The sequence below is a fragment of the Stieleria neptunia genome, assembly GCF_007754155.1.
Classification (GTDB): domain Bacteria; phylum Planctomycetota; class Planctomycetia; order Pirellulales; family Pirellulaceae; genus Stieleria; species Stieleria neptunia.
The window spans coordinates 1,024,689-1,037,705 of sequence record NZ_CP037423.1 but is presented as its reverse complement, the minus strand read 5'-3'; the positions used below and the strand labels follow the sequence as shown (position 1 = coordinate 1,037,705).

Annotated in this window: 10 protein-coding genes; 7 read left to right on the top strand and 3 right to left on the bottom strand. The window is 61.2% G+C overall.

Going from position 1 to position 13,017, the window contains the following annotated elements:
• Nucleotides 1-118: 118 nt before the first annotated feature.
• The 3 genes from Enr13x_RS03690 to Enr13x_RS03680 are packed head-to-tail and all read right to left on the bottom strand — an operon-like array spanning nt 119 to nt 5,330.
• Nucleotides 119-1,129 (bottom strand): S1 family peptidase, encoded by a 1,011-nt coding sequence (locus Enr13x_RS03690; RefSeq protein WP_231744071.1) that lies wholly within the window; start codon nt 1,127-1,129, stop codon nt 119-121.
• 26 nt (nt 1,130-1,155) lie between these two features.
• Nucleotides 1,156-1,806 carry an exosortase-associated EpsI family protein gene (locus tag Enr13x_RS03685; protein WP_145384752.1) on the bottom strand — a complete coding sequence of 217 codons (651 nt, stop codon included), beginning with the start codon at nt 1,804-1,806 and terminating at the stop codon, nt 1,156-1,158.
• Nucleotides 1,806-5,330 carry an archaeosortase/exosortase family protein gene (locus Enr13x_RS03680; protein ID WP_145384751.1) on the bottom strand — a complete coding sequence of 1,175 codons (3,525 nt, stop codon included), beginning with the start codon at nt 5,328-5,330 and terminating at the stop codon, nt 1,806-1,808. Before Enr13x_RS03680 ends, Enr13x_RS03685 begins: the two co-directional genes overlap by 1 nt.
• A 328-nt stretch (nt 5,331-5,658) precedes the next feature.
• Between Enr13x_RS03680 and Enr13x_RS03675 the strand changes: the two genes are divergently transcribed.
• The 7 genes from Enr13x_RS03675 to Enr13x_RS03645 all read left to right on the top strand — a co-directional run bounded on the left by Enr13x_RS03675 (nt 5,659) and on the right by Enr13x_RS03645 (nt 13,016).
• Nucleotides 5,659-6,084 (top strand): hypothetical protein, encoded by a 426-nt coding sequence (locus Enr13x_RS03675; protein WP_145384750.1) that lies wholly within the window; start codon nt 5,659-5,661, stop codon nt 6,082-6,084.
• A 67-nt stretch (nt 6,085-6,151) separates the two neighbouring features.
• Nucleotides 6,152-7,249 (top strand): polysaccharide biosynthesis/export family protein, encoded by a 1,098-nt coding sequence (locus Enr13x_RS03670; RefSeq protein ID WP_145384749.1) that lies wholly within the window; start codon nt 6,152-6,154, stop codon nt 7,247-7,249.
• A 15-nt stretch (nt 7,250-7,264) separates the two neighbouring features.
• Nucleotides 7,265-7,873 carry a hypothetical protein gene (locus Enr13x_RS03665; protein WP_145384748.1) on the top strand — a complete coding sequence of 203 codons (609 nt, stop codon included), beginning with the start codon at nt 7,265-7,267 and terminating at the stop codon, nt 7,871-7,873.
• Between the two features lie 41 nt (nt 7,874-7,914).
• Entirely contained in the window at nt 7,915-9,327 is a 1,413-nt protein-coding gene (locus Enr13x_RS03660) for an O-antigen ligase family protein (protein ID WP_145384747.1), read from the top strand.
• A gap of 69 nt (nt 9,328-9,396) precedes the next feature.
• Nucleotides 9,397-10,911, top strand: coding sequence for an oligosaccharide flippase family protein (locus Enr13x_RS03655; RefSeq protein WP_197455758.1), 1,515 nt, complete (start codon nt 9,397-9,399; stop codon nt 10,909-10,911).
• Nucleotides 10,912-10,966: 55 nt separating this feature from the next.
• The gene (locus tag Enr13x_RS03650; protein WP_145384745.1) at nt 10,967-12,025 is read left to right on the top strand and encodes a class I SAM-dependent methyltransferase; all 1,059 of its coding nucleotides are present in this window, start codon (nt 10,967-10,969) and stop codon (nt 12,023-12,025) included.
• Complete coding sequence (locus tag Enr13x_RS03645) at nt 12,018-13,016, top strand: glycosyltransferase family 2 protein (protein ID WP_145384744.1); 999 nt, start codon at nt 12,018-12,020, stop codon at nt 13,014-13,016. The genes Enr13x_RS03650 and Enr13x_RS03645 overlap by 8 nt, the downstream gene beginning before the upstream one ends.
• The last annotated feature ends 1 nt before the right edge of the window (nt 13,017 follow it).

The following is a 13,017-nucleotide window of genomic DNA, read 5'->3' as shown; positions in this document are numbered from 1 at the left end:
GGGCTCGCCCCGACGACCGCTTGTTCGAGTACGATGGCCCTTCCGGGCCGTCGCCCGTGGGGCTCGCCCCGGCGACCTAAAAAGGACGTCGTACAACGGTTGCTGAATCCCGTTCTACTTATGCCCGTGCCATTCGTACCTGACCCCTTTTCCGCTCGACGACCGTCGGTTTGGAACGAGAGGTCATCCACAACCCCACGGCGAACACCATCCACATCATCCAGGATGACAACTCGGGCGCGACCGGATCGCCGCCGGAGATCGTGGACGTGATCCATGACGCGTACGACGAAACCTTGATCGAACCGGCCAGATCACCATAGTCCGCATCCAGATTGCCATCCACGCTGGCGATGAACGAGTGCACCCCGGCCAGGACTTCGCCGCTGCCGAAGTCCATGAACACCGCGCCTCCGCTGTCTCCGCCGGCGATCAAGTATTCCAGATCCTGCTGCGTTGCCGTCCCAAAAACGTTGTCGCCCGCCGATCCGCTGTCGAAATCTTCAAAGAGAATATCGTCGCTGTAGCCCGAAACCGCACTGCCATCGACATCGACGACGTTTTGACCGGCCCGTTTCGTGCCCGCCGGTGCGGTGATGCCCGTCGCACCATTGCCCGTGACCCCGTACCCGACGTGGGTTGCCGTCTGCCCGACTTCGGACGTGTTGGTGTTGATGGTCGCCGGCGTCACGGTCGTTTCGCTCGTGGCCAGTCTCAACAGGGCGATGTCGGTCCCCGTTTGAAGATCGCCCGTCCAGCCCGAAAACACAAACCGCTCGGCCCCCACGTGGACCCCGCCGCCGCTATCGGTCAAATCAAACGTCCAGTCGCTCGCCGACAGACCGACCTCATCCAAACAGTGCCCGGCCGTCAGAATCCAGTCTTCTTCGATCAACGTGGCCGAACAGATCATCGAACTCCACGTCAACGCGCCCACCGCCGGATAGCTGGTGGCCAAGCTCGTGTAACTGGAATCGGAGCGATCGTGACGAATCGTGCCGCCGTTCGCGGTTTGCTCGGCACCCAGCAAAAGCACCAGCAAGAGTCCGCCACACGCACGCCCGAGCGGGCGCCCGGGGCGGCGGGTTTGCAGTTCGACGAGGCGGGTTGGTTTGATGACCGTGGGCATGGTTTGAATTTGGTTCTGGTGTCGGTTCATTTTAAATTCGGGGCCGGAATCGAGCGCTGTGTCACTCGCGTCGGTGAGGAGTCGACGGTCAGCCGAACGACTTGCCGGATCACCTGCTGAGCCTCCGCCGTCATCCCGCCGGGGTGCCGCATGGTGACGAGCAATCGTTGCAACGTCGGATGACCGGCCAGTTGAAAGCGTGGGTACCGCGGCGCCCGCCACCGCGATCCATCGTGCCAGGCGTAGGCGATCGTCAGCGCGGGTTGATCGACGTTCCGCGGCTGCAGTGTTTGAAAACGGAACCGGTCCGGCTGATCCGGCACGTTCCAAACGACGGGCTCAGTGTGCGCACGGAACTCGGTCCGCGCATAACAGGTCTCCGGCAGATGGCTGGCCAGCGGACCTCCCGGCCCCGCGATCAAGGTCACGACCACGACCTGCTTGGTCTGGCGATGTTGATAGACACATCGCCAGTGATCTCCCGCCTGCAGAATCTCCAGCTCACTCGGCTGCAATTCGCAGCGCTCGATCAGCTCCCATCCGCCGAGCGTCTCGGCCAACTCAAACGCGCATTGCGGCGGCACACCGGTGCGCGCACCAGTGGTCGCCAGACAACCGACCAGGGCAAGGGAGCAACCCAACACCGCGGCCTTCATTCGGGTCAAACGGAAATCCATCAGGCTTCGCCGCTCCGCTGCAAGGGGGGCCGTGTGGTCAATTCGTTCGGGCGAGTGAATTCGCTTTGTAGCCTGGCCCAGGCGCGCTGTTCGCTGTGATGCAGCTGATCGACGTGAAGCCGTTCGACCTGGACCGACTGATAGGATTCTCGAGCTTGATCGCGATTGCCGACCGCCAAGTAGGCGGCTGCCATGTGGAGGTGTGTGGTCGGAGCGGCACCACCGGGACCTGCGACGGCACGCCTGAACCACACCAGTGCGTCTTCGGCACGATCCATCTGGACCAAGATCCAACCCTTGGTGTCCAAGAATTCGGACACCGGACCGGTCTGTTTCAAGACGTCATCGATGTGTCGAAGTGCCCGCTGAAGATCACGCCCTTCTTCGGCCAATCGCATCGCCAAGTTGTTTGCGGCGACGACGTTGTCGGGGTGTCGCGTCACGGCGCGATCGAGCAATTCCAGCGCAGCGGTCTTGCGCCGGTGATGCGTATGCCAGGCCACGATCGCCATCAGCAGCGCCGGGTCATCGACCGCCTCGATCACGCCGCGCTGGATGATTGGTTCCAAAGTCGCCTGGTCGGCGGGTGACCATTCGGTCGTGCTGACCGCGATCACGGCGGCGGTATGAGCCCTCAGGGAAGTGTTGACCGTCCAGCGCGGATCGGAAACCAACGCGACCGCCTTGTCGGCATGCCCGTGACGCGCCAACGCGATCGCCAGCGCCGCGACGTCTTCAACACCTCGCTCGGCAACGGTCCGATAGTGCCGGATGGCGAGATCGCCTCGGCCAACCCGTTCATAGGCTTGGGCAAGCATCTCCTCCGAAGGGGCGGTTCGCTGCGTGGCAGCAGCAGTCGCGCCACCGCGTCGTTGCCGCAGCGCAATCTCCTCGAGCGCGCCGCGGACTCCGTATCGGTCGCGGAGCAAGTCGACCAGTTCCAGCCAGATTTCGTTGTCATACCCCAGTTCCGAGAGCGCACTGCGATAGCAGCGTTCGGCGGCCGGCAAGTTGCCGTCGGATCGCCAGGCTCGAGCGGCCGCCGTCCATTGATCGGCTGAACGCTTACCGTCGGCCGCACGATCGCCGTCGGCTGAACGATCGCCGTCGGCCGCACGCGACTCGAACAAGGTGGCGGCTTGGGCATAGCGGCCCAAGCGAACCAGACAGCGAGCCTGCAGCGTTTCCAGCGCCGGCAACCACGCGGCGGCCTCGTCGGCCGACGGTGCCGGCGACATCGCGATCAAGGATCGGCAACGCCCGATCGTCTCGAGCGCTCGTTCGTGCCGCCCATCGCGGGCATCCAGCCCGGCTTGAACCAGCATCCAGCGGATCCGCAGATCGCGGCTGACGGGACGAAGCGTTTGGTTTTCCTGCTTCAGCAACTGCCCCACCAACGCAGCCGACTCCGCATAACGCTCCGCTTGAAACAACGCCTCGGCCAGTTTGATCCCCAGTCCCATCGGGCGATCCCCCACCAACCGCCACGCCCGCAGGTACGCCGCGGTGCATTGCGGCCATTGTCCCTGGCTGGCGAAAACATCGCCTAAAATCGCGTAGGCCGCATGGTGATTCGGCAGCCGCTCAATCGCTCGGGTCAGAAACCGTTTCGCATCGTCGCGACGACGTTGCAACACAGCTTCCTGCGCACTGGCCAGATAAATCCGATAGGCCACCCCGGCCGGGCACTGGTTGTCGATACTCAACCGAGCCCGTTCGATGGACGGAGTTCCCGTGCCGAACACATGCGCGTATCGCCACGCTTGAAGGAAGGCGTACGTTGAACCGACCCCGTCGGCCGCATCGGCGATCGCCGGTTCGATCGCGCTGGTCACACGCCGATCCATCGACTTTGCGTGATCGCAGCAATACGATGCCACCTCGATCACCAAACGATCCCGCCACTGGGACGTGGGACCGAATCGTTCCATCCATCGGTTCAGCCGATCGACCGTGATCAACGGGTGACGGTCGCCCGAGCCGTGGGGGAATCGCAGCATGGCTTCCACACACAGCCGCAGCGAATGCGCGTCGCGGCGATCGATCCCGTAAAGGCGTTCGGCGCTGCGGCTGGCTGATTTTGCCTGATCAAGGTCCAACGCCAATTCCAAATGCGTTCGCAAGGCATCGACATGCGACGGCGCTTGCTCGAGGACGGATTCGAGTTGATAAAAGGCCTGCATGGAAGCGTCGACGGAGTCCGCTCCCTGGAGCGACGCCCAGGCATAACGATAGCGAGCGTCGATCTGTTCCGGCTGCAGCTGCAACAACGTTCGGTAACACATGGCCGCACCATCCCAGTCGGCGTTGGCTTCGTGAACGCGTGCCTCGGTCAGGGTTTCGCGGATGATGCGTTCTCGCTTGGCCGCATGATGAACCATCGCGACAGCGACGATGCCGGCGATGACCAAGGGCACAGCCCCCACCGCCACCACGGACTTGCCCCAGGCTGCCCAGCATCTGCCGCCATCGAAATCACGATCACCACCGCGCAGTCTCCGGATTGCCACTTGAGGGTTGATCCGACCGGAGGGCTCGTGGGCTGTCGCTAGCACCGTTGCGGAACGGCGCGAACCGTCCGGTCCCACGCCACGTTGAAACGTTGACAAAGCACGCGTCCTGCTGATCCAAGCCCGAAACGCCAAAAACAACAGGGCCGACAGGGGCAATGCCAACCAATCGCCCAGGTCATGGGCCCACCTTGTGTACGACTCGGTTTGGTAGCGGTCCGCCACCCAGGCGACGACTGAAATCCGGGCGGCGTTGGCCAAAATGGCCGCCGGCACTGCCAGCAACATCACCGTGGCCAAATCCCGCACCACGCTCCACCCCGGCGCGGGGCCACCTCGGTCCCGATCAGACCGCGATCGGGCGAGAAAGGTGATGATGGTCCCCAGTGCCACGACAGCCACGGTCATTCGCAATCCGCTGCAATCTTTGGTGATCCCCACCCCGCCGGTCGCCATCATCAGCGTGTAGCCGTCGGTCACGGCAAAGGTCGACGTCAGACTGAGCAGGTAACAACTGCACCAGGCGGACAACCATTGCAACGATTGATTTGCCAGCAATTCCAACTGAAACGGAAGCGGGATCATGAACCCCAGAAAGCCGATCGCCGGCAAACTCCAGCCCAACACTTCGCGGCCGGCCAGCAAACCGACCATTCCGCAGAGGTAAAGGGGCAGAGTCCAACATTGCAGCGTTGGAAGATGAAAGTATCCGCCTAGCCACAGAAAACCTTGAGCGGCTAAAAGCAACGCCAGTCCGGGTCCCCATGGCTTGCCGATCGCCGGCAGGGTCGATCTCCGCTGCCACAACAACCAAATGGCAATCGGCAGAACCGCCGGCCCATGAGAATAACTCGTCTGGGAGTGCCACTGTTGAAACAGATGCCCCATCACCTGACGGTAGCAACACAGAACCAATGCCAGCCAAGCCAATGTCAGCCAAGCCTGGATCCGCGTCGGTGAAGGCCGAGCCGAAACGCCAGTCGATTTGCCTCGCCAGCCGCGGCATGTGCCCATTCGGGGAGCCTGCAGATTCGATTGCACGAGTGGATTCTAGGGGTCAGATTCTAGGGGTCATGGGAATGGACACAGTTCTTCTGTCCATCGGCGTCACCGAAAATGCAACGCCATCGAATCGTTTTTCGTCCGCAGACCGCGACGTTTCGCTATGACCGGATTTGCAGAACGAACCCGGACAGGTGTGCAGTTCGACACGCCGAACGCGCCGTTGATGCTTGAGACATTTCCAAGACAATCCTGCGTTTTTTGCAGAACAGAGGAAAGATGTACCGGTTAGGCGGACGATAGGGTGGGTAAGCCCCATAGCACCCCGTGGAAAACGGCAATGATCAAACAGCTTCGCAATTCAACTCGACTCCGCGATCGAATCGTCCGCCCCCTCATCATGGTGCCGGTCGGCTTGGCGCTGGTTGCCTTGCCCGGATCCGCCCACGCCCAGGCACCGATGCGAGGATTCGGCGGCGGTTCCAATCGCGCGTCCACGGCGCCTTACCAACAGCGTTTGTCGCCTTATCTGGATTTGCTGCGCAGCGACAACAGCGTCTTGAGCCCCTATCACTCGTTCGTTCAGCCGCGTCAACAGATGCGTCAGAGTCAGAACCGACAAGCCGAGCAGCTTCGCAGACTGGAACGAACGATCCAGCGATCGGCGGCCCCGACGGCCCAGAGCGAACGGATGCAGACGGGACGAGGCGGGACGTTCAACAATTTCCTGCACTACTACCAGTTTAACTCCGCCCACCAGCGGTGATTGCCTGATCGATGCCGTTGCCCCCGGCCTTGCGATTCCTGCCCCACTCTCCATTGCAATCAACAACGTGAACTTCGCCGTCTGTTCTCTGCGACACCTCGCTCTCGTGCTGCTCTCGGCATGCGCGATGGCCAGTACCGGATGCCACTTGGTGCACAGGGTTGACGCTCCGCTCGGATTGCCGGCGCTGGTGGATGCGAATTGCGACTCGGACGCCGCGGTGGCGTTTGTGCCTCGCGAATTGGACAAGGTGACCACGCCGATGTATCGCATCGAGCCGCCGGATATTTTGACGATCGATGTCCAACAGAATGTCTCTCAGGAACAACACGCACTGCAGCCGGGTGACATCGTCTTGCTCACCGTGACGGGGACCTTTCCCGACGAACCGATCGAGGGCGAATACCAAGTGGAACTCGGCGGCGTGATCCAGCTCGGATTCAGCTATGGAGCGGTCGAAGTGGTCGGCGTTGGCGTCGATCAGGCCAAGCAGCGGATCGAAGCCCATCTGAAAACACAGTTGCAGCAGCCCCTTGTTTCGATGTCGTTGCGCGGCGTCGCGGGAATTCAACCCATCGCCGGCGAGCATCTCGTCGGTCCCGATGGCACCGTGACGCTTGGGCAATACGGCTCGGTTCGATTGGCCGGCATGACCTTGGACGAAGCACGTCTGGCGATCGCCGCCCAGATGTCCACGGAGTTTTCCGATCCCAAGGTCTCGGTGTCCGTTTACGCCTACAACAGCAAGGGCATCTATGTCATCACCCAGGGCGGCGGGCTGGGCGATGAACTGGTCCGGCTGCCGTACACCGGCAATGAGACCGTGATTGACGCGTTGAGCCAAATCAACGGACTCAGCTACGTCTCGTCCAGTCGGATGTGGGTCGCCCGCCCCAATCGCGAACAAGGCACCAGCGTGATGTTGCCCGTCGATTGGGAAGGCATCACGCAATTGGCCGATGTCACCACCAACTATCAGCTCCTGCCGGGTGACCGAATCTTCATCGCGCACAACAAGATCGTGGCCTTCGATTCCGCGATCGCGAAATTCACGTCGCCACTGGAGCGGATTCTGGGATTCACTCTGCTGGGCACTGGGACGGCATCACGGTTGTCCGGGAAAGTGCTTGACAAGACCAGCGGAGGCGTCGGGTTCAGTCAATAGCCTGACACAAACAACATGAACCAGCGGTCCACCCCATCGACACGAACCACGATCGGCCACCTCGCACTAGCGGGGCTGGCACTCACGCTGGCCGGTTGCCAGTCGCGTTTCCCGCACCAACGTCCCCAGACCATCACGCCAGCCGCCTACGATTCGATCGTCAACAACGCCGGCTATCGCGAGACTCAATGGACACCGTTGGATCCCTGCGATGCCTGGCAGTCGACGATCCAATATGAACCCATCGACCAGCACGTGCCAATCGACCAGCACATGCACGAGCAGTGGTACGAACACGTCAGCGACGAAACACTGCCCGACCCGATCGTCCCCGACCCGGCACTGCCCCATCCGATCGAGCAGATCAGCCACGAAGTGCCCAGCGAACTGGCCAACGTTGACTTGGCCAGCGTTGACTTGGCCGGCGTTGATCGGGCAGCCACCGCCCCACAACTTCAAGCCGATCCATCCGGCCACGCCGCCAGTGCGTCTTCAGCCAGTGCGTCTCCAGCCAGTGAAGGGACAGGCGGCGCGTCCGCATCGGTCGCGACCTCGAAGTGGTACGAAATCGAATCCGACCCGAGCGAAGAACTTGAACACGTCGAGATCGAGTATCTCCGTTAGTCGCGTGACGAGCCACGTGTGGCAGGGAAGCAACCAACCAGATGGCAACGGCGGTTTTTGACACCACCGATCACACCCACATGCCCCGCATCGACACGGACGTCGATGACCGGCACGGCTGGGGGTTTGCATTGTTGCTGGCGACGACCGCGACGCTGTTTGTGCGGCCCGCGGACTTGGTCCCGGCCTTGGACAAGTGGCCGATCTATCAAGTTCTGATCGTCGCCTGTCTCGCCGTTTCCGCCCGGGCGTCCGCCAAACAATTCAGCCACGGCCGATTGATCCACCGGCCGATCACGGCGGCGCTGCTGTTGTTGGTCATCGCGGTCGGGACATCGCATCTTTCCCACGGATTCATCTGGGCGGCAAGGATGTCGATGCTGGAAGTCAGCAAGCTGATCGCCCTGTACGTGCTGATCATCGGGCTCGTCAACACGCCGACCCGACTTCGCTTTTTCGTCAAATGGCTGACCGCTGCGATCACCACGATGGCAACACTGGTGTTGTTGGACAAATTCGGCTGGGTGTCGATCGCCGCACTGGAATCGATCCAAGACCGCGGTGTCATCCAAGACGGTGTCGCCGAGCAGGTCGAGCGGATTCGCGGGACGGGCATCTTTCAAGACCCCAATGACTTTGGATTGATCCTTGTCATGGGGCTGGTGTTTTGCGGATCGTTTCTGACCAAACCCCGGACCGGATGGATTCGCTACGGTTGGCTCGCGCCGGCCGGTGTCCTGTTGGCCGCGCTGGCGATGACCCATTCACGCGGCGCACTGCTCTCGTTGATCTGCGCGGTGTCGACGGCATTGTGCTATTTCCGCGGCGGCAAATACGGGGTTTTGGCGTTGCCGGGATTGTCGTTGTTGGCGTTGGCGTTTTCCAGCCGCATGTCGGACTTCAGCGCCATCAATCAAGGGACCGGGCAAGACCGGATTCAGATCTGGTCGGACAGCTTGAACATTTGGCGGCAATATCCGTTGTTCGGTTTGGGCGAGGGGTTGATCGCCGATGAAATCGGCGTGGTGACGCACAATTCTTTTCTGCACTGTTATGCCGAATTGGGTTTCTTCGGCGGCACCACCTTCGTCGCCTGTTTTTTGGCCGCCGGGTTCGGCCTGTGGTCACAACGGCGACCGCGAACGAAACCGCCCGCCGATGAAACGCCGGCGGCCCAAGCGGCTCGCGAACACTCACGGTTGTGCGGGTTTCTCTTCGCCGCCTTGATGGGATGCATCGCCGCGATGCTGACCATCTCGCGACAGTTCGTCGCCCCCACCTACTTGATCCTGGGGCTGGTCGCGGCCGCGATTTCCATGCCCGCCCATGCCTCGCTCCCCAGCCAGGTCGCCGGATTACGAATCGGCAACCGGTTTTTGCTGTTGTCACTTCTCGCCAGTGCCGCGTCACTGTTGCTGTTCTACGTGACCATCCGTCTGTTTGTCCGTTGGTGATTTCAAACTCAAACCTTGACTTTGATGAGTAGTTTCCGCGTCATCTCTCGAAACATACTGAGCAATTGGGTGGCTTACGTCATCCAAGTGGCGATCGCGTTTTTTTTGACGCCCTTCGTTTTGCATCAGATCGGTGATACGCGGTACGGCGTCTGGACCATCGTGATCAGCATCACGGGATATTACGGACTGTTGGATCTTGGATTGCGTGCGGGGATGACCCAGTACATCACGCGGTACTTTTCCAAGGGTGATTTTGACCGCATGAACCGTGCCGCCAGCAGCGGATTCGCCTTGCATTTGGGCTGTGCGTTGTGCGTGTGGATCGCCACGTTCGCGACCGCCGCCGCCGCCCCCGCTTTCTTTTCCTTGCCGCCCGCGTTGGAGACGGAAGCCGTTTGGTGCGTTCTGATCTTGGGCTGTTCGACGGCAATCCAATTGTTGTTGTTCCCCTTTTCGGTCGCGCTGACGGCCAAGCAACGCTTTGACCTGATCACCGTCGTCAGCCTGTTCTGCCGAATCGCCTCGGCCGCCGCGACGATCCTGGCGTTGATCGCCGGCTACGGATTGATCGGGGTCTGCGCCGCCGGCGCCGCCGGAAACCTTCTCGATTATGTGCTTCGCTGGACGGTCGGTCGTCGCGTGCTTCCCGAATTAAGAATTTCCTGGCGGTTGGCGAGTTGGGCCAGCTGCCGCGAATGCATCGGTTTCGGATTCTGGAGCGCCCTGCTTGCCGTCAGTCACTTGGTGATCAGCTTTTCCGACGCGTTGGTGATCGGGATTTTCATGCCGGTCTCGGCGATCGCCTACTTCGCTTTGGCCAATAACTTGATGAAGTACTTTGCCAACATCTTCGTTCCCGTCAGCCAGGTCTTTTATCCCGCGGCAACCGACCTCGACGCACACAACAATCTGGCCGGTCTGCAGCAACTGTACCTGAAAGGGTCGCGGATGCTTTCCTTGGTCGCGGTCAGCGCGGCGTTGATCACCGGAATCTGGGCCGGCGGTTTTTACCGCCTGTGGATCGGCGACAAATACGTCCAGACCGACATTTACCACTCCGTACCGCTGCTGTTCCAGGTCTTGCTGGTCGGTGCGTTGTTCACCGCCGCCACCGGAATCGGTTCCAAGATCTTGCTGGGCCGCCGTCGATTCAAAGGCCTGACCTGGTTGATGTGTGTCGAAGGCATCATGAACCTGGTCCTCAGCGTCACACTGATTGAACCGTTCGGATTGCTGGGCGTTGCGATCGGAACCGCGTTGCCCGCCGTCCTGTGCCGTGGCATCGCGCACCCGATCATCGTCTGCTCCGACCTGAAACTTCATTTCAACGATTACAGCCGCCAGATCCTTGGCCCCACCGTTGTCGTCGCGGTGCTGCTGGCGCCGTTGGTATTCGCCGTGCACCACATCACCGCTCAAAGCAATTGGACGGAATTGATCATCGGCGGATTGATCGCAACCCTGATTGCCGTCGTCGTGGCCTGCAGCTTCGGATTGAACACCTCCGACCGACAGCGCTACCTTTTCCCCACTCTGAGACGGATGGCGAGAATCCGCGGCGTCTTGGAGGCGAAACCTTGATTCCCATCCACGAGAAGCGTCTCGGGCCCCTTGTCAGCGAAAGGAAGACCAACCGATGAGTCATTTTTCAGCGACCTGCCGTCGAATCTCGCGTGCACCACGAACACTGGTGTCCCGCGTCTTGTCGCGGCACCGTTCCATCGCGACCAAGCGGGACCAATGGTTCGTCGACTACCACTCCGACCACGCTCGACAGGTGGTCGGATTGCGGGACAAGACGGATGCACGTTTGAAACTGTTTCGTGCCGACGACATCGCGGGCAAACGTGTGCTCGACGCCGGATGCAACATGGGAGCGATCGTCAACCATTGCATGAACTTGGGCGCCCGCCAGGTCACCGGCTTGGACTTTGACAGCGCCGCCGTGCAACGTGCCCGCGGTTTGTACGGCGACTCTACAGCGACCTTTCGTTGTGACGATCTGGACAATCCGCTGGCGGCCCTTCAACCGCACGACACCGTCATGTTTCTTTCCGTCTACGGCACCAAGGAACTGGAAGACCGCAATTCCATCCTCAGCCGGTTGGCGGGGTTGTCGCAAGTGATGTACTTCGAGGGCCATCATGGCGACAACCCCCGCGATTACGCTTGGGTGTTGCTGAAATATGGCGGGTTCCAGACCATCGAGTTCCTCGGCTACACCAACGATGAACTGCGTGAAGATTCCATCGGGCGCCCGTTCTTTCGCTGCGACCGGACGGCGCGCGACGTCGATTTCCTGCCCGCGTTTCTCGCGGACCAAGCGTCCCAAGATGCACCCCAAGACGCCACGCTGAAGGTCGCCGTGGTGGGCCGATCCGGGGCGGGCAAGAGCCACCTGGCGCGACAATTGGCGGACGACCCACGCTGCCAGGGCGTGACAATTCTGGATGACGTGAACGATCCCAATCGAATCCATGCCGCCCGGCGACTCGTTCTGTTTGACTATCGCGCGGGCACCTACATCGATCAAATCGACGCCCTGTTTTTCTTGGACGTCGACGAGAACGTTCGCGTGAAACGCTTTGCCGACGACCCCGTTCGACAAGATGACTACAACGCGCTGCTGCGCACACCGCCGGTGCGTTCAAACTTTTTGAGCTTCTTTCGAATCGAGGCACAACAAGATGGCTAGCGATCACGCCGAAGCCGCCGCAGCGATCACGCCCAACTGGACCGCATCGTCGACCCAACGCCACCGTCCGGGTCGCGTCTCGGTGATCATCCCCACCTACAACTGCGCCCGCTATCTCGTGGACGCGTTGCGGTCGGTGGCGATGCAGTCTTATGACGACCTGGAAATCGTCGTGATCGACGATGGTTCCACCGACCAGACGCGCGAAATCGTCGCACGATGCGGCGTTCCCTGCACCTACTTGATGAACGGTCGACACAAAGGCCCCGCGGGGGCGCGCAACCACGGGATCTGCTCAAGCAGCGGTCAATACATCGCCTTTCTCGATGCCGACGATGCGTGGCTGCCGAGCAAATTGGCCCTGCAAGTCGCTGCACTGCAGACCGATCCACGACTGCTGGCGATCGGTTCGATCATGATTCCCTGGGACAGCACACCGTCCTGCATCGACCAGACCACCACGTTGCGGCGATACAGCTTTGCCGAAATGGTCGTTCGCAATCGACTCGGCACACCGACGGTCGTCTGTCGTCGTGACGCGCTGCGGACGGTCGGCTTGTTCGATGAAACGATGGATATCTCCGAAGACTACGAATTGTGGCTGCGTTTGAGCCGGATCGGGACGGTCGGTCGTCTGGAAACACCGCTGGCCAGGTTCCGACAGCGGTCCGACGGCGCCAGCGCGGGAAACCGTGACCGCACCTTCGATCTGGACATGCGGTTCACCCGCTCGCTGCCGAACCGCTATGCAGACGTGCCGGGGATCCGGCGTTTCGTCAAACAGGGGCTCGCCGCCAGAGAGTTTGAACGGGCGATTGAATTGTGCGATGTGGAAAAACGCTACGGGGAAGCCTTGCGGGCGACCGTCAATTCCATCGGCAACTGGCCGTGGCCCCATCCGCTCGGCCTGGGACGTCCGCTGGCACGCCTGCGACGCGTCCGTCGCATCGTCCTGGACGCCCTGTCGGCACGGTACGGAGTAGGAGCCTGAT

Coding starts and splice junctions, on each gene's coding strand:
- Enr13x_RS03665 (WP_145384748.1), top strand. CDS start 7,265: ATGAACCAGCGGTCCACCCCATCGACACGAACCACGATCGGCCACCTC.
- Enr13x_RS03685 (WP_145384752.1), bottom strand. CDS start 1,806: ATGGATTTCCGTTTGACCCGAATGAAGGCCGCGGTGTTGGGTTGCTCC.
- Enr13x_RS03680 (WP_145384751.1), bottom strand. CDS start 5,330: ATGGGCACATGCCGCGGCTGGCGAGGCAAATCGACTGGCGTTTCGGCT.
- Enr13x_RS03650 (WP_145384745.1), top strand. CDS start 10,967: ATGAGTCATTTTTCAGCGACCTGCCGTCGAATCTCGCGTGCACCACGA.
- Enr13x_RS03675 (WP_145384750.1), top strand. CDS start 5,659: ATGATCAAACAGCTTCGCAATTCAACTCGACTCCGCGATCGAATCGTC.
- Enr13x_RS03690 (WP_231744071.1), bottom strand. CDS start 1,129: ATGCCCACGGTCATCAAACCAACCCGCCTCGTCGAACTGCAAACCCGC.
- Enr13x_RS03660 (WP_145384747.1), top strand. CDS start 7,915: ATGGCAACGGCGGTTTTTGACACCACCGATCACACCCACATGCCCCGC.
- Enr13x_RS03645 (WP_145384744.1), top strand. CDS start 12,018: ATGGCTAGCGATCACGCCGAAGCCGCCGCAGCGATCACGCCCAACTGG.